Source organism: Sulfurovum zhangzhouensis, assembly GCF_030347965.1.
GTDB classification, from domain to species: domain Bacteria; phylum Campylobacterota; class Campylobacteria; order Campylobacterales; family Sulfurovaceae; genus Sulfurovum; species Sulfurovum zhangzhouensis.
In genome coordinates this window covers 253,137-272,739 of the sequence record NZ_JAQIBD010000001.1, presented here as the reverse complement: position 1 = coordinate 272,739, position 19,603 = coordinate 253,137, and the positions used below count along the sequence as shown (strand labels likewise).

Annotated in this window: 20 protein-coding genes and 1 riboswitch; of the genes, 16 read left to right on the top strand and 4 right to left on the bottom strand. The window is 40.0% G+C overall.

The genetic code is table 11. The annotated features are described in order from the left end of the window. Window positions 1-105 precede the first annotated feature (105 nt). The 3 genes from rpoN (at window position 106) to PGH07_RS01395 (ending at window position 4,287) form a co-directional block, all read left to right on the top strand. On the top strand, window positions 106-1,380 hold the full coding sequence (gene rpoN, locus PGH07_RS01405; RefSeq protein ID WP_289412105.1) for an RNA polymerase factor sigma-54: 1,275 nt from the start codon (window positions 106-108) through the stop codon (window positions 1,378-1,380). Window positions 1,381-1,494: 114 nt separating this feature from the next. Next, window positions 1,495-1,593: riboswitch (cyclic di-GMP riboswitch) on the top strand. A gap of 33 nt (window positions 1,594-1,626) precedes the next feature. Beyond that, the gene (locus PGH07_RS01400; RefSeq protein ID WP_289412104.1) at window positions 1,627-2,235 is read left to right on the top strand and encodes a porin family protein; all 609 of its coding nucleotides are present in this window, start codon (window positions 1,627-1,629) and stop codon (window positions 2,233-2,235) included. A gap of 12 nt (window positions 2,236-2,247) precedes the next feature. Beyond that, complete coding sequence (locus tag PGH07_RS01395) at window positions 2,248-4,287, top strand: Ig-like domain-containing protein (RefSeq protein ID WP_289412103.1); 2,040 nt, start codon at window positions 2,248-2,250, stop codon at window positions 4,285-4,287. A 96-nt stretch (window positions 4,288-4,383) separates the two neighbouring features. On the opposite strand, the gene PGH07_RS01390 is transcribed toward PGH07_RS01395, so the two are convergent. The 3 genes from PGH07_RS01390 to PGH07_RS01380 form a co-directional block, all read right to left on the bottom strand. Then, window positions 4,384-4,830, bottom strand: coding sequence for a cytochrome c (locus PGH07_RS01390; protein ID WP_289412102.1), 447 nt, complete (start codon window positions 4,828-4,830; stop codon window positions 4,384-4,386). A gap of 126 nt (window positions 4,831-4,956) precedes the next feature. Next, a complete protein-coding gene (locus tag PGH07_RS01385) occupies window positions 4,957-6,018 on the bottom strand; it encodes a glycosyltransferase family protein (RefSeq protein WP_289412101.1) in 1,062 nt (353 codons plus the stop codon). A 207-nt stretch (window positions 6,019-6,225) separates the two neighbouring features. Beyond that, window positions 6,226-6,612 (bottom strand): P-II family nitrogen regulator, encoded by a 387-nt coding sequence (locus tag PGH07_RS01380; RefSeq protein WP_289412100.1) that lies wholly within the window; start codon window positions 6,610-6,612, stop codon window positions 6,226-6,228. A 195-nt stretch (window positions 6,613-6,807) separates the two neighbouring features. Between PGH07_RS01380 and PGH07_RS01375 the strand changes: the two genes are divergently transcribed. The 4 genes from PGH07_RS01375 to nifT are packed head-to-tail and all read left to right on the top strand — an operon-like array spanning window position 6,808 to window position 10,779. After that, window positions 6,808-7,779, top strand: coding sequence for an iron-sulfur cluster assembly scaffold protein (locus PGH07_RS01375; protein ID WP_289412099.1), 972 nt, complete (start codon window positions 6,808-6,810; stop codon window positions 7,777-7,779). Beyond that, window positions 7,779-8,900 (top strand): aldo/keto reductase, encoded by a 1,122-nt coding sequence (locus tag PGH07_RS01370; RefSeq protein WP_289412098.1) that lies wholly within the window; start codon window positions 7,779-7,781, stop codon window positions 8,898-8,900. Before PGH07_RS01375 ends, PGH07_RS01370 begins: the two co-directional genes overlap by 1 nt. After that, window positions 8,890-10,554, top strand: a complete 1,665-nt coding sequence (locus tag PGH07_RS01365) for an L-aspartate oxidase (RefSeq protein WP_289412097.1) — start codon at window positions 8,890-8,892, stop codon at window positions 10,552-10,554. The genes PGH07_RS01370 and PGH07_RS01365 overlap by 11 nt, the downstream gene beginning before the upstream one ends. Before the next feature lie 3 nt (window positions 10,555-10,557). Beyond that, window positions 10,558-10,779, top strand: a complete 222-nt coding sequence (nifT, locus tag PGH07_RS01360; RefSeq protein ID WP_289412096.1) for a putative nitrogen fixation protein NifT — start codon at window positions 10,558-10,560, stop codon at window positions 10,777-10,779. Window positions 10,780-10,982: 203 nt separating this feature from the next. Here nifT and PGH07_RS01355 read toward each other — a convergent pair whose 3' ends face one another. After that, complete coding sequence (locus PGH07_RS01355) at window positions 10,983-12,608, bottom strand: sigma-54-dependent Fis family transcriptional regulator (protein WP_289412095.1); 1,626 nt, start codon at window positions 12,606-12,608, stop codon at window positions 10,983-10,985. A 149-nt stretch (window positions 12,609-12,757) separates the two neighbouring features. Here PGH07_RS01355 and PGH07_RS01350 point away from each other — a divergent pair, with 149 nt between their 5' ends. The 9 genes from PGH07_RS01350 to PGH07_RS01310 are packed head-to-tail and all read left to right on the top strand — an operon-like array spanning window position 12,758 to window position 19,601. Then, window positions 12,758-13,306 carry a redoxin family protein gene (locus PGH07_RS01350; protein WP_289412094.1) on the top strand — a complete coding sequence of 183 codons (549 nt, stop codon included), beginning with the start codon at window positions 12,758-12,760 and terminating at the stop codon, window positions 13,304-13,306. A gap of 9 nt (window positions 13,307-13,315) precedes the next feature. Next, a complete protein-coding gene (locus PGH07_RS01345; RefSeq protein ID WP_289412093.1) occupies window positions 13,316-14,545 on the top strand; it encodes a nitroreductase family protein in 1,230 nt (409 codons plus the stop codon). 2 nt (window positions 14,546-14,547) lie between these two features. Next, on the top strand, window positions 14,548-14,850 hold the full coding sequence (locus PGH07_RS01340) for a hypothetical protein (RefSeq protein WP_289412092.1): 303 nt from the start codon (window positions 14,548-14,550) through the stop codon (window positions 14,848-14,850). 44 nt (window positions 14,851-14,894) lie between these two features. Next, window positions 14,895-15,194, top strand: a complete 300-nt coding sequence (locus PGH07_RS01335) for a 2Fe-2S iron-sulfur cluster-binding protein (protein WP_289412091.1) — start codon at window positions 14,895-14,897, stop codon at window positions 15,192-15,194. Further along, window positions 15,188-16,417 (top strand): FprA family A-type flavoprotein, encoded by a 1,230-nt coding sequence (locus PGH07_RS01330; RefSeq protein ID WP_289412090.1) that lies wholly within the window; start codon window positions 15,188-15,190, stop codon window positions 16,415-16,417. Before PGH07_RS01335 ends, PGH07_RS01330 begins: the two co-directional genes overlap by 7 nt. Further along, on the top strand, window positions 16,414-16,746 hold the full coding sequence (locus PGH07_RS01325) for a nitrogen fixation protein NifQ (RefSeq protein WP_289412089.1): 333 nt from the start codon (window positions 16,414-16,416) through the stop codon (window positions 16,744-16,746). Before PGH07_RS01330 ends, PGH07_RS01325 begins: the two co-directional genes overlap by 4 nt. Continuing rightward, complete coding sequence (locus PGH07_RS01320; protein ID WP_289412088.1) at window positions 16,743-17,753, top strand: ATP-binding protein; 1,011 nt, start codon at window positions 16,743-16,745, stop codon at window positions 17,751-17,753. The genes PGH07_RS01325 and PGH07_RS01320 overlap by 4 nt, the downstream gene beginning before the upstream one ends. Then, window positions 17,734-18,894 (top strand): vWA domain-containing protein, encoded by a 1,161-nt coding sequence (locus tag PGH07_RS01315; RefSeq protein ID WP_289412087.1) that lies wholly within the window; start codon window positions 17,734-17,736, stop codon window positions 18,892-18,894. The genes PGH07_RS01320 and PGH07_RS01315 overlap by 20 nt, the downstream gene beginning before the upstream one ends. Window positions 18,895-18,905: 11 nt before the next feature. Then, on the top strand, window positions 18,906-19,601 hold the full coding sequence (locus PGH07_RS01310) for a hypothetical protein (protein WP_289412086.1): 696 nt from the start codon (window positions 18,906-18,908) through the stop codon (window positions 19,599-19,601). Window positions 19,602-19,603 lie beyond the last annotated feature (2 nt).

Below are 19,603 nucleotides of genomic sequence, written 5' to 3'. Positions count from 1 at the left end.
GATTACCTCTATTTTGTCAAAAGATGCATTTTTGTGCAGTCTGGAACAGAATATGCATAGTATTGAATGTAAAATAATTTATATACTATATACAAGAGGATACAAATGGCAGTAAAGCAAGTCTTTAATCTCAAACAAAAACAAATACCGCGTCTTTCTATGCAGACATGGTTACCTTTGCTGCAATGTTCACTTTCAGACCTGGAAAAACATATACAGAATATCGCCAATGAAAATCCGTGTCTTGAAGTAAGTTCAGGCTTTGAAGTAGCAGAAAGTTCATCCAGCAGCACACATCAGGCATATCTTTCCTATCAAAATCATGTCTCCAATGCATCGAGTGATGAGATCGAATGGATGAGTATATCAACCCAGTCACTTTATGAAAAACTGGATGAACAGATCGCTGCACCGCTTTTCCCTACACCGATCTCTCAGAAGATCGCTAAACAGATCATATTTTATATCAGTGATGAGGGGTATTTTGAAGGAGATATTGAAGAGATCGCTACACAGTGCGGTGTACCTGCTGCACAGGTAGAATCGGTCAGACAGCGTTTTGCTTATCTTCAGCCTTACGGGGTAGGGGCAAAAGACTATAAAGAGTCGTTTTTGTTTCAGTTAAATGAGTTTGATCTAGATGATGATATGAGCCTATTGCTCAGTGCGATGATCATACAGTTTGAATCATTGGAAAAGTTTATCAGCCATCCTAGGTTTTCAGAGGCCAAAGAGATACTGAAACATCTCAAAAATCCGCCGGCTATCAAATACATGCCGAGTGAGCCGCCTATCTTGCCTGACCTTTTTGTCTATTTTGATGAAGATGAGTTGACCATAAAAATGAACAATGCATTTTATCCGGATCTCAAGGTGACACAGATCGATAAGTATGAGAATTTTGCGAAACAGAAATTTAAAGAAGCACGAGAACTGGTCAAGCTCCTGGACCTTAGAAAAAGTACGCTTTATAACATTACACTGGTACTGTTGGAAAAACAGTATTCGTTTTTCATGGGTGGGACGCTAAAACCTTTAAAACTTCAGGATGTTGCAGAAGAGCTTGGATTTAATGAGTCTACAATTTCCCGCGCGATAAGCGGAAAGTATATGGAAACAGAGCATGGTATCTACTCTTTTAAAGACTTCTTTTCCAATGCTATAGGCAATGTGTCTACAGCCGAGCTAAAAGAGTTTATCCAAAGATTGATCCAGAGTGAAGATAAAAACAAACCCTATAGTGACAAAGCGATCCATGAGATGCTTGAAGCACGTTTTGGTATACAGATGGTGAGAAGGTCTATTGCCAAGTACCGCCAGGAGCTGGATATCCCTTCATTTAAAGAGAGGAAGTTCCTTTATCAGCTTGAGATGCTCTAAAATGAATCAAGGAGAAGCTTTCTTAAAAAGATAAATATATTGTTATTATATTTGATAATTTGACTTAATACTTAGTATTTTAATAATGTTTTAAATATAATCAAAATGCATTACAATGTTAAACGCTACACCTATCGTGAGATAGGGTCAGAAAGCCATGGGTCTTGGATACTATAGCTCTATAGTAAAAGAAAAGATCGCCAGGTTGCATAATCAATCAAATACTACACTTATTAAAGGGAAATAATGAAAAAGGGAATGTTATCTCTGGTGTCTATAATGGCACTGAGTGGAATAGCTTATGGGGGCGGTGATATGGGTAAGGCTGTAGAGCCTTATGTCGAAATGCCGGAAGTTGAGGTATATCCTTTCTATATTGGCGTAGGAATGGGAGATGTATCGGTTGATGATGAGACAACTGATGAAAAGATTAGTGCAACTACAGTGGTATTACAAGCAGGATACGAGTTTAACAGTTATGTGGCACTTGAAGGACGTTATACATTAGGTCTGGGTGCTTGTGACTATGATAGCGGTACACTAGGTGTCACTGATGGATATGATGGTGATTATTATAGCTGGGGAGTTTATGTAAAACCTATGTATCCGATTGGAAACTTTGATATTTACGGACTTCTAGGATATGGCCAAATTATGCTTGAAGACCTTGCAGGTGGTGATGCAGTTCAAGGTGGATTCCATTGGGGACTTGGAGTAAGTTATGCGCTTTCAGGAGAGATATCTGTATTTGCCGATTATGTCTCATTGTATGATGATAAAGGACTTGACAAGAGAGCAGAACTTGATGATATAGTTGCCGATACTTGGACAGTCGGTCTTACGTATAAGTTTTAAAAGGAATCAAGAATGAAATTAACAAACTTTAAAATCATACCTTTTGTACTGATGGTTTCTTCACTTTTAGCATTGAATGGCTGTGATAAGTCTTCTACCTCTTCAGACAGTGCGCTTGCCGGTGTAGCTCCTGTAGCAGTAAACGATAGCGGTGTTGGTGTTTCAGGGGCACCGGCAACTATCTTAGTAGTAGCAAACGATACTGATGTTGAAAACAATCTTGATGTCAGTTCTGTACAGATCATCGGGACAGCGAATGCCGGTGATTCTTTGGTGGTAACGGGCGAAGGAACATGGAGTGTTGATGCTGCAGGAAATGTGACTTTTACACCTGAGATTGGATTTACTAATGATCCATCTGTGATCGAGTATATCGTATCTGATACTAATGGACTTGTATCCAATAGTGCTACAGTCACGATAGACTATCCCCAAACAGCACCTGTAGCATACGATGATGATGCTAATGGGACTTCAGGTTTTGCAACCACTGTGGATGTTTTGGCAAATGATACAGATGCAGAAAATGATATTAATACAAGTTCAATTCACATCACAGGTACGACCAACCCAGGTGATACTTTGGTAGTAGCTGGTGAAGGAAACTGGTCTGTCTCTCCTGTGCATACAGTGATCTTTACACCAGAAGCAGGTTTTACGGGAGATCCAGAGTCAATCACGTATATTATCACTGACAATACAGGTCTTACATCTAACGCAGCTACTGTAAGCATAGATTATCCGCAAACTGCTCCTGTAGCAGTGGATGATAATGAAACTAATACTACTTTAGGTGCAGCAACTACGCTAAATGTCGTGGCAAATGATACGGATGCAGAAAATGACATCAATGCAAGTACGGTGAATTTCGTAGATGGCAATGCAACGGATGAGAACGGTGATGATTATGCTGACAGTTTGGTTGTAGCAGGTGAAGGTAACTGGACTGTTGATGCTGATGGAAATGTGACATTTACCCCGGAGGCAGGCTTTATCGGCGATCCAACACCGATTTTCTATACTGTAACAGATAGAACAGGGCTTGAGTCAAATGAAGCGAACATCACAATTGATTATCCTAATCTACTAGCTTCATGCAGGGCATATCTGGAAAATGGTCTTTCAGTAGGTGATGGCATGTATATGATTGATCCTGACGGTGTTGGAGGAATAGACCCATTTGAGGCTTATTGTGATATGACAAGTGATGGTGGCGGGTATACTATCAAAACAGTTACTACCTCTTCAGCACTTTTGGCTCCAGCAGCAGAAGCATATTGTTCTGATAACTTCGGTATGCATCTTTTTGTACCAAGAACAGAGGCTCATTTTACTGCTGCGGTAACTGCACACGGAGCAGAATATTTTTATATCATGGGAATATATCCTAATGTAAACGGAGCTACTTGTATAAATACACCATTTAACTCAGCTTCCTGTACTACTTGGGCTCCGAAAGATGGCGGGATATGGTATGTTTCCAATAGAACAGATATCGCTGAACCAAATGGAGATAATAATGTTGATCAATCAATGGGTTATGCATTCTCAGGTACTACTCTTGCTAATTACAATGATATTGTATCCGGTTACAGTTCACAAAATTTTGCATGTTCTGCACTTGATGATCCTAAGGCACAAACTTTTGTAAATAATACTCCATTATCGTTAATGGATATGTCTACGGTTACTTCACAAATTATTGTAACAAATGCTATATCCTCTATCAATAAAGTGACTGTACATATCAATAGTAGTGGGCTAGCGCCTTATGATAATGAGTATCGTCTTGAAAGTCCTTTTGGAACGGTAGTCCTGCTTTCAGATAACAGGGGAACCGATCCGACATTTATCGCTACGTTTGATGATAATGCAACCATTTTGATGAGCGATCAAACTTTTAGTTCGACGATCAATGGAACGTATGTGCCAGAAGAACCTCTATCAGCTGTTAATGGTGAAAATGCAAATGGTACATGGACATTGAATGTGGTTGATAACATTCCTATTATTACTAATACCTTAAACTCGTGGAGTATTACGATAGAGTAATATTAAATTAAAGACAGGATCTAAAGATCCTGTCTTTGATAATATAAAGTATGTACTTTTTCATTCCCACTCTCAAAGTGGGAATGAAGCAAAAAATCACTCAGAAAAAGTCTTAAACCGTTGTGTCGCATAGGTTGAGTGGCATTGCACACAAAGTCCCATCATTTTGGAAAAATTTTCCTCTACTGCTTTTTTCTCTTCAAATTCGGCTGCTTCAGATAATTTACCGGCTGTAGCATGGAAAGAACGGTCTAGTTCAATAAACCCCTGCGGTAAATTTGTTTTCAATTCTTCTCTTTGTGCCTGTGTTAAACTTTTAGTGAAGATAAAACTGTCATGGATATCTGTTGCCATTTTGGAGATCTCTTCATACTCACCTTTTACTATATTAGAAAAGATACTATGCATCCCTTTTTCGATATGTCTCATCTCCTCAGCAAGAAGTGATCTTGTATCTCCTGATAATCCTTCTACGCCTTTTTGATTTTCAGTTGCTAATATCCCTGTTGTTAAAGCGATAATTATTCCTAAGAACCTGATCATGCTTATTTCCTTTTACTCATTTTTTTCAAGTTGATCGTAGCATTTTTATATTTTTTTAGAATTGATTTATGTTAAGTTCTTTGAAGTAAGGGCGAGATACCGCAATATCAAGCCTGATATGCCTATCTATTTCTCATTTTGCAACTTAGTATACAACTGCAAATGTTTGTCTATCACTAGTTCCCAATTCATATTTTTTTGAGCAAATGAATAATTTTCAACTTTTTGTTTGGATAGTTCTATCCCTTTTTTGAGCTTTAAAGCAGCATCTTCAAAATCATCAACTTTAAAAGCAGGGTTATTGGAATATTCTAATAACTCTCCAATACTTCCGGTTGCCGGTCCTACCACTACTTTATTAAAGGTGTAGGCTAAAATTTGTACGCCGCTGTTTAAAACTTCCGATCTCGGTATAAAAACCACATCTGCTGCATTCATGTAATACTGAATATCCTCTTCAGGTACCAACCTATAACCTAACATACGATCTGTTTTTAAGCTATAAATGAAGCGTTTGAATTGAAATAAAACCCAATCAAAAAATTGTTTTTTCTTTGGATGTCTATACCATCTAGGCACAATTAAAAACTTATTTTCTACATCCAGACGCTTAAAAGCTGATTTGATTAGATTTCGTTCTTTTTTATGTCTAATACGTCCAAATACTAAAATAATGTTTTTATTCTCGTCTAATTGCAAAGTTTTTCGTGCTTCTTGTTGTGTACAATCATTTAAGATGTCACTGTACATAGGATGATAAATAACTTCATGTACTAAAGACGGATTATCAAGGGTATTCGTATACATAGATTTAAAATTGTCAATACTTGCATAACTATAGTGAATTACAGCATCAACATAGGTGTAAATTAATTTATATATTTCTTGATACAAACTATTTAATTTATGAGGCAATATATTATGCCGGGTGATCACCAACCTGCTTCCGTTATCTTTCCAATACTTCAACCGCTGTTCTAATCTTAGAATATCATCCCTGTTAACTTTTTTCCATTTAAATAGTTGTTCCGGCCATTGTAAATGTATGACATCATAATGATTTGATGAATCTGTACTCCAGAATTCATTAATTGAAGCCTGAATGTCAACAAATTTGCACATACGATGATAAAATCCATCTATAAGCGGATTCCCACCTTTTAATTCTGATGTCAATAATACTTTCACTCTTTACCTTATCTCAAATAATTTATCGAAAGCTATTTTATCTGATATTTGCTTTTTCTTCTAATGTGATATTGTGAGATGAAAAATATACATCAAACTTGAATATAGATCATTTTAATCTATATGAAGTCATATTTTATGGGGAATGTATAGGTATTATCTACTTTTATGGCAGACAAAAATGGACCCGGGCACTCGACCTCCGGCTTAACTAGCCGGTGTGTCTTCTGCTGTGAAACTGTCTTTCATACTTGGGGAGATCTTATCGATCACTGAGTGGGAGAGTGCATCTGCATTGATTTCTCCTGTACGGATACGTTCTACTTCCATTACAGGTGTGACCCACATTTTCCCAGAACCCTTTTCCGAGTTTCTTGCATTGTCACGTATCGCTTCTTTGGCAAGTTCTTTGAAGTGTGGGCTGGATACAACGATGTCAAGCCTGATATGTTCATCTACTTCTTTCATTGAATCGATAAACTTACCTTTTCCTTTTACTTTACTCAACGTAACACCTTCTATCTCCGAAGATTTGAGGTCTTCAAGTACGTCTTTTACACATTCAGCATTGATAATGGCAGTGATTAAATACATTGTTCTTCCTTTTAATTAATGTATTAATCCGTATGCATAAAGTGTTCTCAAAACAACATTTGACCCAAAATGAATGACAATTTTGTAGATTTGGCATAAATTTAACAATTTTGTATAAATAGAAAGTGAAGAGACAGGATCAGTATAGAACAGAATTTGCAATAGCTTCTAAAAATGAATATAAAGGAATTTATCATGGCTAGAAATGATCTTATCGGCGGCGCACTTTGGGAGGAATATTCACAAGAGGTACAAAAGAGAATGGATAATCCTGCAAATATGGGAGAGATCACTGAAGCAGAAGCGGGCGAGAACAAACTTGTCATCGCAGATTTCGGTGCAGAGAGTTGTGGTGATGCAGTAAGACTTTACTGGCTGATAGATCCAAAAGATGACAAGATCATCAATAGTAAGTTCAAAAGTTTCGGTTGTGGTACTGCAATCGCAAGTTCAGATATGATGGCGGAACTTTGTATGGGTAAAACAGTGGATGAAGCAGTCAAGATCACAAACATTGATGTTGAGAAAGCGCTTAGAGATACTCCTGATGTTCCTGCAGTACCAGGGCAGAAGATGCACTGTTCTGTAATGGCATATGATGTGATCAAGAAAGCTGCTTCTATCTATAAGAATGTTGATATGGATAGTTTTGAAGATGAGTTCATCCTCTGTGAGTGTGCACGTATCACTCAAGAGACGATCCAGGAAGTGATCCGTCTGAATAAACTTACAACCATTGAGGAAATCGTTGCTTATACTAAAGCAGGTGCATTCTGTAAGTCTTGTGTCAGACCTGGAGGGCATGAAGTAAAAGATGTCTATTTGGTTGATCTTCTGGCTACAGCACTTGATGAGAGAGAAGCACAAGAGAAATCACGCAAGATCATTGAAGCAAAAGGTGACGGATCATTTGAATCGATGGGACTTGTACAGAAGATCAAATCTGTTGAGTCTATCCTTGAGGAGTATATCAGACCTACACTCAAAGCGGATGGTGGTGATGTAGAACTTATGGATATCAAAGCGGTTGATGATATATTTGAAGTGTTGATCAAGTACAAAGGTGAGTGTATGAGCTGTTCTATGAACACTACTACAACACTCGCAGGTATTGAAGATATGCTTAAGTTCAAACTCAAAGCACCTCTGAAAGTGATCGTAGTCTAATGGCGTATGCAACCAAAGAGGGGACCTTTACGTATCTTAAGAAGTTCTCTAAGTATAACAAAGACTTTTTCAGATATAACGGAGAGTATTTTGTCTCATCTTTGGGACTGGGCACTTTCCGCAAAGAGCCCTATAGAGAAGAGAACTATGTGATCAGCTATAAGGATGCGGTAAAGACTGCCATTGAGAATGGGATCAATGTCATTGATACGGCGATCAACTACCGTTATCAGGTAAGTGAACAAGAGATCGGTGAAGCACTTGAAGAAATATTTGAGGAAGGTAAGGTGGGCAGAGAATCTTTGGTCATTACCTCAAAAGCAGGCTTTATCCCTCTAGAGTTTCCTTTTCCTGAAAATCCATATGAATGGATCGAAGAGAATATCCTGAATAGAGGGCTTGCATCCAAAGATGAGGTTGTGATCGATCAGCACTGCATGAGTCCGGAGTATCTGAGATGGAGTGTAGAAAAATCACTGGATAATCTCAAGCTTGATACGCTGGATATCCTCTATCTACATAACCCCGAAACTCAGTTGGGTTATGTAGACAGAGAAGCGGTGCTTGCACGTATCAAGGAGGCATTTATGCTTTTTGAATCACTGGTTCAGGAAGGAAAGATACGTGCTTATGGGATCGCAGCATGGAATGCATTTTTGTATGAAGAGGGACATACTGAGTATTTGAGTCTCTCGGAGATCGTCAAGATCGCTCAGGAAGTCGGCGGTATCTCACATCATTTCAAGTATCTGCAGGTACCTTTCAATCTTGCTAAGCCGCATGCGTACAGCTATAGCAATCAAATGGGGCCTGATGGCAAGTACTATACTTTGATGCAGGCTGCACATGGATATGGACTTGGTTTGTTTGCCTCATCTTCACTGCTGCAGATGAATCTTTTCAAAGGGAAGTTCAGCGAACAATTACGTGAGACTTTGGAGACCGAGAATGTGACGGATGTTGCTACAGCCTTACAGTTTGCAAGATCAGGCAATGTTCTTAGTGCACTGTTCGGCTCGATAGAACCGCAGCATGTCAAAGATAATCTAATGCTTGCCTATCTCAATGAGGCAAAACCAACTCAGATACAGAGCCTGTTTGGGGTAAAAGATGCTGTATGACGTAGTTGTGGTAGGTAGTGGAATATCAGGTTTATATGCTGCTCTTTATGCACAGAGAAGCGGGGCAAAAGTAGCCGTTGTTACCAAAGGGAATCCTATGCGTTCCAACTCCGCTGTGGCATCAGGGGGTATCAATGCCGTGATCAACCTGAGCGAATATGATTCCTATCTAAAGCATGCCGATGATACGATCGCAGGTGCAGATGGTCTGGTACATGAACATAATATCAAAAAAATGTGTGAGGCGGCCCCCGATATCATTCATGAGCTTGTAAAGATGGGTGTCGGATTTGATACCAATGAAGATGAATCTATAGCACAGCGTCCGTTTGGCGGCGGTAGTGCGGTACGTACCTGTTATATAGCTGATAGAACAGGTTCTGCTATCGTAATGTCTTTACTGCAACAGTGCCGCAGGGCAGGTATCACGATACTGACAAATTACAAACTGTTAAACATCATCAAGTATGAAAACAAACTGGCAGGTATCAGTGTACTACGAAGATCTGATTCTCAGGTCATCGCTTTGGCCTGTAAATCATTGGTACTTGCCGGAGGCGGGTATGCAGGTGTATATAGGGGGCACTCTACCAACGCCCAGGAGAGTTCTGGTGATGTGATCGCTACGGCATTTCGGGCAAATATTTTGCTTTCGAATATGGAGTTTGTACAGTTTCATCCTACTACCTTGAAAACCAACGGTGCTTTGATCAGTGAAGCAGCAAGAGGTGAAGGTGCCTATCTTGTTGATGAAACCGGTGAAAGATTTACTGATGAGCTTCAGACCAGGGACAAACTTTCCCGTGAGATCATAGAGCATATGAAGAAAGGTCATAAAGTTTATCTGGACTTTAGGCATCTAGGGGAAGAACTGATCGATAAAAAACTGCCGTCATCCAGAAAAATGGCTCTCAATGCAGCGGGTGTTGATATCGTCAAAGAGCTTCTGGAGATCACACCTTCAGCACACTATACGATAGGTGGGATATGGACCAGACCGGATACTTCAACAACTATGGATGGTGTATTTGCTTGTGGAGAGTGTGCCGTAACAGGTGTACACGGTGCTAACCGTTTAGGTGGAAACTCTCTTTTAGAGGGTGCATATTTTGGAAGGATAGCAGGATATGAGGCGGCAAAAGCATCCTATAAAAAAGATTATCTTCCTATTGATTATTCTGAAGTAGAAAAAGATATGAACCGCATTGAGCTTATCATGAACGGTGAGAACAGATTCAATATCAATGCAATGAGAGTAAGTCTTGGAGAGATGTTATTTAGAAATGCCGGGCCATTCAGATCTGAAGAAGGATTGGGGGATGCGATCTCCTATGTAACCTATCTTAGAGGTAAGCGTTACGGTCTTAACTGTATCAATAAAGAAAAAGAGAACAATGTCGAGCTCTCTTCTATCCTGGAGTTTCATAATGCACTTTTTATTGCTGAAGCGATAGTAAATGTTGCTTACCGTAGAAAAGAGAGTAGAGGTGTACATTATAGAAATGACTATCCACAACAGGATAACAAGCATTTTAATGTCGCTTCTTATCTGAGAAGAATAGGAAAGGAGTTTATGAATATAACATTTGAAAAAGCGGTTAAGATAGATGTTGGGTATGCAATCAAAAAATTATTAATTATATTGAAAGGATAAAAAATGGCAAAAGTAATGTTAAGAGAAAATGATGAAGGGAAAATACTCTTCTATGTGGCAAAAAAGGATATGGAAGAGATCATATCAGGATTGGAGTTTGACAGTGATGAGAAGTGGGGTGGTAATGTAAACTTGACAAATGGAGATGTATGGTTTATCGAGCCGGGTCCTAAAGACCTTCCAAATGAGGTCAATGCAAAGATCATCAGTAGAGGGGATGATTGATCCTCTCCCTCTCATAACTATATACTCTTCTCTTCTTCGGCACCCCTCAATTAAAAACCATAATAGAGTGAAGTAGGTAAATAGTAGTAGCTCAAACATGCACCCAGTGACGAATTACATAGTTTGATATGTGATTTACTATCAAAACCAGACATTGTATTGCTCCTTTTACATTATTTTAATGTGTTAGTGCAATTTGGATTCTAGAGATCAATGTCGTATTTTTTTATCTTGTAACCGATCTGTCTTGCTGACATACCAAGCTGTTTGGCTGCTTTTGTTTGTATTCCCCGGTTTTCTATCAGTGCTTTGATAATGGCCTCTTTTTCCATATCCTGCAAACTGCTCTTTGTGAGAGAAATATGTTCATCATGTCCTTGAGAAAACTCATGATCACTTACAGGATGCTCTACTGTCTTTTGGGGCTCTTCCACTCTCTCTTGCGGCATATACATTTTTTGGAAATTAAACGGCATGACATGGTTGAGCATCTCTGGCTGTAGTTCTCCCTGAGGACAGATAAGTACGATACGCTCCATAGTATTTTGCAATTCTCTAATGTTCCCCGGCCAAGGGTATTCCAAAAGAATCTCCAAAGCAGCTTTTGAAAAATACATCTCTTTATGATGTTCTCTCATATATTTTTTCAGATAGTGCTCAATAAGCAACTGGATATCTTCATAACGTTCTCGAAGCGGTGGAAGGTTGACCGGGATAACATTTAAACGATAGAAAAGATCTTCACGGAATTCACCGTTTTTTACCATCTTTTCCAGGTTTCTGTTGGTTGCGGCTACTAACCGTACATTGGTTTTTATCGTTTTGGTTCCACCTACACGTTCAAACTCCTGCTCTTGCAAGATACGCAATAGTTTGACCTGTAGTGCAGGTGTGATATCCCCGATCTCATCAAGGAACAAAGTTCCTCCATCCGCTAGTTCAAAACGTCCTTTACGCATCTCTTTTGCATCGGTAAAGGCACCTTTTTCATGACCGAAAAGTTCTGATTCGAGCAATGTTTCGCTAATGGCTGCACAGTTAAGCTTGATGAACGGCCCATTTTTTCTTGGACTGATGTTATGTACGGCTGCAGCGATAAGCTCTTTACCTGTACCGGTTTCACCACGAACCAGAATAGTCGCATCCGAAGGTGCCACTGTTTCAATGATACTGAATATCTGTTGCATAGCGGTACTTCTTCCGATAATGTTTTCAAACTTATAATCACTTAGCATTTCATCTTGATAATACGCTTTGAGATCTTGAATCTCTTCTTTTTCTTTTGAGTAACGTCTATGCACACTGAGCGTCCCTAAAGAGATCGATCCGAGAATCGTTAACATATGTACGATATCATCAAAATCCAACGGAGCATCTTTTTTAAGGTTTGCAGAGATCACACCTACAACACCGTCTTTTTGCATGATCGGGACTGCTACATAAGAGATGAGTGAAGTGTTGAGCGCACCCATTTTATTGAGATAGTTAATATTGTTATGAATGTTTTCTATGACGATAGGTTCTGCACTTTTTGCTGCAAGTCCTGTTGCACCTTCACCTATTTTATAGATTGCCATACTTTTTTGTTGCGGAGTTAAGTCAATTGAGGCAAATAGTTCAAGCTGTGTCTTCTCATCATTAAGCAAAAAAAGTGCACAACGGTCAAGATAGCGCCCATGCTTGAGCATACGCATACCTTTCTCTATACTCTCTTTAACATTATCGCTTCCACTTAGAAGTACTGCAATATCATAAAGAAGTCCAATCTCTTTATATGCAAATACTAATGAACAGGTTTGGCATTCATCCGGTAGGTCACTTACTAACATTTTAATCACTTTCTTAATAAATTGTTAATTAAATAGTAACATAAACGAACGTTATTTTAAACATTGCATTGATTAAAAAATAAACACTATAGTGTCCTATATATAGAATAAATTTTGCACACCTTTTTCTTAAAAGTGAGGAAAAAATGATGCAAATTACAGTACACGGTACACAAACAGCACTTCTTGGTAAAGAACAGTCAGTCGGTAAAGAGGCACCGGCAGCTAGAATTACTAAACTTGACGGTACACAAAATGTGATAGGAATGATCGCACCGACTGTACAGCTTCTTATAGCTATTCCGTCATTGAAGACAGAAGTATGTTCATTGGGTGCAAAAAAATTCAATGACCTTATCAAGGAGTTTAAAAAACTCACTACCTATATGATCACTACAGACGATAAAGAGTTTGTAAAAGAGTATGCCGCTAAAGAATCCATAGACGGTGCCGAGCTTGTTATCGATACTGACAGAAATTTTGCAAAAAAATACGGTCTTTTAATATCAGAAGGCAAACTCAAAGACAGGTTGGCCAGAGCTGTTTATGTGATTGATAGAGATGGCGTTATCGTTTATAAAGAGCTGGTACCCGAGATCGTTGATGAAGTAAATTATGATGCATGTATCGAGGCGGTAAGAAATGCAGTCAATGTGAAGAAGAAAGGGCATACACACGAAGAATGGATGTCTGTGTGATCATTAGCCATGCAAGCAATCTACAACGACACGATACTCACACCGCTTCGTGTCGCTAAAACAACACGTTTTCTTGACTGGAATACGCAACCTTCACAGTTTAAAAACTACCCGGATTTCTTGTATCGTTATGATTTTAATGAAGTAGAAGCCCTAAAGCTTGTTGAACTCTCCCGTTGTGTGACAGAATTCTCCAAAATTAACGGAAAACCCTACTACCGTCTTAATACGCCTTCGGCAGGAAACCTGCATCCGCTTGAACTTTATGTGCAGATACGCGGTATCAAAGGTGTGATCAGCGGGATCTATCATGTGAACCCCAAAGATGAGACTATGGTATTGATCAGGGAGATTGAAACAGACGGTATAGAAGGAGCATTGGGGATATCCGAACGATTTAGAGGAATGATCTTCCTTATCTCGCTTGTCCCGTTCAGGTCAGAGTGGAAATACGCAGACCGTGCGATACGCTACTGTTATCTGGACGCAGGTCATCAGCTGGGTGCGATTATGGCTTCAGCACAGATACTTGGACAAAAATGTACAGTTTTGTCAGAAATTGACAGAGAGTGTTTGGATCAATGGATGGGATTTCCTTCTGAGGAGTTCAGTTGTCTGGCTGTTGCCATTGGGGAAAAGACGGAGAAAAGTGTTACCCCGTTAAAACAACCTTTGATACAGGTTCCTGCTGTAGATTATATTGAAGGGAATTTGAATGTTCCATCCTATCTCTCTGGGTTAAAGTATGACCATACCTTTACGATGAAGGAGTGGCCGAGTCTTACGAACAGCGATTGTATATACGGTCGCAGGTCGGCACGTTATTTTATTCCGAATCCTCTTTCAGCACAAGATTCACGTGATTTTTTGGCACTCCTAGCCAATGCCCCTGAATGTATGGAGATATTTTGTATCGTGCATAGAAGTGAAGCACTTGATGCAGGTATCTATACGGCAGAGGGGTGTATCAGTAAAGGCGCTTATCAGCAAACAGTGTCGCATTTGATGGTCGAACAGCACTTTATCGCCAATGCAGCCATAGTGATGGTCATGACGGCTAAAGTGTTTTCAAGTGAAGCATTGATGCATGCAGGTGCTTTTGTACATCAGCTACAGCTTTTTGCACAGGAAAAAGGAATCGGGTGTACAGGGATCGGTGCCTTCTATGATAAAAAAGTCCAAACATTTTTAAATACCGAAAATACTATTTTATATGCCTGTGCGATAGGAGAAGTATAACCATGACAGCGAAAAAAGAAGCAAAACAATTACTTGCAATCTACCGTATGATGCAGATGAACGGAACACTCTATCTCAAAGAAGATGAACAGAGCCTGGATACACTCTTTGATGCCGTAGTGCAGGCCATTACAGCATGTACGGTGCTCAAACCACAATTACCCTACAACGAGTTTGTACTCCCTAGCAGGAAGGTTCTGGAAGGGGATCAGGGCTGGGTAGGTCATTTTGAAGAACGTGATAACAGAAGGTTCTTTCTTAGTGATATTTATGACTATCTTTATTTGATGTATGGACGCAGCTAGAACAGTTTTTGCATATAGTTGTTAAATATCTCAAAAGGATACTTATGACCACGGTCTACTTAAAAGATGACAATATCAGGGTTAAAGTACCGTTAGGTATGAACCTGAGAGAAGTTGCGATGAAAACCGGGGCATCTATGGAATTTGGATGCAGGATAGGTGATTGTGGGTCCTGCAATGCAAGAGTAGATAAAGGTATTGAACTCCTCAACCCGCTCACTAAAAAAGAGATCACTGTGTTTAAGATGTTTGATCAAAAGAACAACAATCAACGTCTCATGTGTCAATGTATCGTAGATAGTCAAGAGGGTGAGATCATTATCTCATATATCAAAATATGGTAGGAAAAATAGCTGCTTTGGGAGAAAATGTACATTTTATCGGTGCATTTGATCCTATGATACGTACTTTTGACATCATTATGAAAACAGCAAATGGAAGTTCATACAACAGTTACCTGGTACGGGGAAGTGAAGGTGTCTGTGTGATGGATACGGTAAAAAAAGAGTTCTCTGATCACTTTTTCAAACGTCTTGAGCTTTTGTGTGAGTATGAAGAGATCCGCTACATTGTACTGCATCATCTTGAACCTGACCATTCAGGCGCACTTGATGAGCTTATGCAGCGTGCTCCCCAGGCAAAACTGATCATTTCAGGCAGAGCGGTGATGATGCTTAAAGCACTTTTGAAAAAAGATATCGAGTTTGAGATAGCCAATACAGGCAAAACGATCTCACTGGGAGACAAGACCATTGAGTTTTTGAGTACACCATTTTTACATTGGCCTGATACGATGAGCAGCTACCTGCATGAGGATCAGATACTTTTTAGCGGTGATGTGTTTGGAAGCCACTATTATGATGAAAGGCTATTTGATGATGAAGTAGGTGATTTCAGTTATGCCTTCAAATACTATTACCAGCATATTATGCGCCCGTTCAAGCAGTATGTACGGCAGGCACTGGATCTTTATCAACAATTTGATATCTCACTCATTGCTCCTCTACACGGTCCGGTCTTACGCACGAACCCGCAAAACTATATCAACAAATACGAGCTATGGAGTCAGGATGCCAAAGCCCATAAAAACATCGAGGGCAAAAAGATATTGTCAGTTTTTTATATGTCAAGTTACGACAATACACTGGCGATGGCAGAGAAGATCACGCAGGGGGCTGATGCTGTTGCAGGTATGATCGCCAGTATGTATGATCTGGCATCTTTGGAAGAGCAGAATATGATTGATCTGCTTGAAGAGTCAGATGCGGTGATAGTGGGTTCACCAACGATAAACGGAGATGCCGTGAAACCTGCATGGGACCTGTTGGCATGTATGCCCTATCTGGAAAGTGCAGGTAAGGTCGGAGCGACATTCGGTTCATACGGTTGGACAGGTGAAGCTCCGGACATGCTGCATGACCGTATGCAGTGGTTGAAGTTCAGACTTCCTGTAAGTCCGTTAAAGATCAAGTTGATCCCAACGGATGAAGAGTTGAAGCTTTGTGAGGCATTCGGCCGCGAGGTCGCTGAGATAGCAATGGGAAAAATGGTGGAGTTGGAATTATGATTGAAGAACATCAGAGAATGTATGAAGAGGTAAAAGCGTTACTTGTTGCATATGCTGCAGACAGTTATGCAAGAGATACGATAGCACCGTTGGTAGCTTTAAAATCACTGGAAATGAACCATCTCTATGAGGATCTCGGCATGAAAAGCCGAACAGAAATGGGAAAATTTATGGCGATGCATTTTCCGGATCTTGCCGCGAAAAAGCCCAAAGAAAAATTATGGAAAAAATATATCTATGATGTGATAGGTAAGATTGCACCGGCATGTGCCACTTGCAATGACCAGCTTACCTGTTTTACATGTATTCTCAAGGAACAAAGCGCATGATTACACCAAGTATTTCAACTACAGAACTTTTTAGGCATATTGATACACTTTTAGATACGGATACTCCGTTGTTTATCCATGGAAGTCCTGGTATAGGAAAGTCATATATCGTTGCAGATATTGCGCAGAAAAAAGAGCTTGAGCTTGTAGATATCAGACTCTCGCAGTTAGACCCGGTGGATCTTAGGGGTATCCCCTCTATCAAGGACGATCAAACCGTATGGATGCCGCCGGTCTTTTTCCCCAAAGACCCCGACTCGGAAGGGATCCTGTTTTTAGATGAACTCAACTCCGCACCCCCTTCGGTACAAGCAGCGATCTATCAACTTGTACTTAACCGCCAGATAGGTGAATATATCCTTCCTGAAGGGTGGCGGATCATTTGTGCAGGGAACAGAGTAAGTGACAGAGGTGTGGTGTTCAGGTTGCCGACACCATTAGCAAACCGTATGGTACACCTGCATCTAGAGGCAAGATTTGAAGACTTTAAACTGTTTGCCCTGAAAGAGAAGCTGCATCATTTTATCATCGGTTTTTTAGGATTCCGTCCTGATCTGCTTTCAAGTGAACCGGTAGTGGAAGACGATGCTAACCCGGCATTTGCCACACCTAGAAGTTATCATATGCTTTCAAATATTCTCAAAGCTACCCAGGATATAGGAAGTATTCACTCTATTATCTACGGAACGATCGGATACAGTGCCGGTGTAGAGTTTGTCGGTTATCTCAAAGTCTATGAAAGCCTTCCGGATATTGCTGCCATATATGAAGGGCATTATCCCGAAGTTCAGATGCAGCCGGCTCTTCTGTACGCGTTGGTCTCCGCACTGGTCGAGTACTATGACGGCAGTGATATGCACAAAGAACATCTCTTTGGTTTCTCTGAGAAACTGCCAACAGAGTTTGGTGTGATGCTGATCAAAGATATTATTGTCAAAGATGAGAGTCTGGCATTATATGAAGCTTTTGAAAAATGGTTGGAAAAGTATGGTGACTACATCCTCTAAAGAAGTTCTTCAAAAACGGTTGGAGAAGATAAGGGTTCAGTTCCTTTTCGATCATCCGTTTTTGAGCGTATTGGCACTCTCTTTGCCCATGCATTTTCAGGAAAACCCGTATGAAGCATTTGAGACAAACGGGATGGCGATTTTTGTAGATGAAACAAAAGTCGGCACGCTAGATGATCCCCAGCTGAAATATATGTACGCCCATTTACTCCTGCACATATTACTTAAACACCCTTTCCGTATGAATGACCGTGAAAAGGGGACTTGGAATAGAAGCTGCGATATTGTGATCAATTTACTGTTAGATGACTTTGAAAGAATAGGAGAACGACCGGATGATGAAGTGCTTTTTGAAAAATTTAGAGACAAGAGCGTCGAAGAAGTCTACTACGCTTTATATGATGAAAAAAAAGAGCATGAGGGCACTCCTGATGACGAAAATCCCAAAGAGCAGAAGTATGATCTCATAGAAAATAAGGGAGATACGGAAGCCGCGCGTGAAGAGATCGATGCGATCATCGTGCAAGCCATGGGTGCAGCGCAAAAACAGGGGAATATACCAGCCTCTTTCTTGGAGAGTATACATGAGGTGATCCGGCCAAAGATCGATCTGGCAACCTTGCTCCATACCTACCTCACAGAGAGTTTTTTTGATAAGAAAAGCAATTTTATGCGTCCAAACAGAAGGTTTATCCATCAGGGACTCTATCTGCCTGGTTATGTGCAGGAAGAGAGTCGTTTGGTACTCACTATTGCGCTTGATCGGTCTATGAGTATTGATCATCAGACCTTTTCGAAGTTTTTGGGGATCATCGATGCGATACTGCGCGTAAGTACGGACTTTGAAGTGATGGTGGTTCCCTTTGATGATGAAGTAGACACAGATAAGATTGTCTCCTATGATGCAATGGATATCAGACCGGAGATCCAGTTTGAAAAAGGAAACGGGGGAACTGAATTTAAACCATTGTTAAAATATCTTACAAATACGTTAGAGCTTCACAGGACATTGATCGTACTGAGTGACGGTTTTTTCAAGATAGATCAAGCACCTCCTCTAAATACGCTTTTTTTGATAAGTCAGAAAAAAAATATGAAACGTCTAGAGCCTTATGGTGATGTGTTTTATTTTGATATATAAAAGGTTGTCGAATGGAAGAACTAAGTTATAAAGAAGAGATCGAAGCACTTAGAGATGATCCGCAATTTGAAGCCAAGGGAGATGAGCTTTATATGTCCCATAAAGATGACTATGCAAGGCTTGAGTGGGCATTTTACAGGCCTTCAGGCTCTCACCCAGATCAGGTCAGTGATATCAATCCTATGGTCTCGATCATGGCATTTAACCATTCAAGACTTGGGGCTTTTGAGCGTTTCTCCAGAGTACATCCTGATGTCATTACCAAAGAACACCTCCGTGTCAAAATACGCAACAGAAGCCGTATGCTCTTTAGGGCTATGGTCGATGATGATTTCAAAGAGCTAATAAGTGTTTTGGAATTTGCACCGGTGTTTTTGGATCTGGCATGTGATCAGGTGATCAATGGACGTATATGGAATGAGAGCTATGCAGATCTTGAAGCTGCCTCGGCATTTTTAGGTCTGGTAGAAGATAAACTCGATAAAAATCTTACACAGGGAATCAAAAGACGACTACAGCCGATCAAAAAATTCAATTATGATGAAGCAAAAGCGTATTTGGAGACACTGGTTTTACTGGTACAAAATTTGCATAGTTTTATCAAAAGCCATTACGTCGAAGAGTACACCAAATGGTTGGAGACGGTATCCCTGCATCCTCTTCAACGTATAGCTTTAGAAAAAAAGATAGAACTTTTAAAGGAGTAACT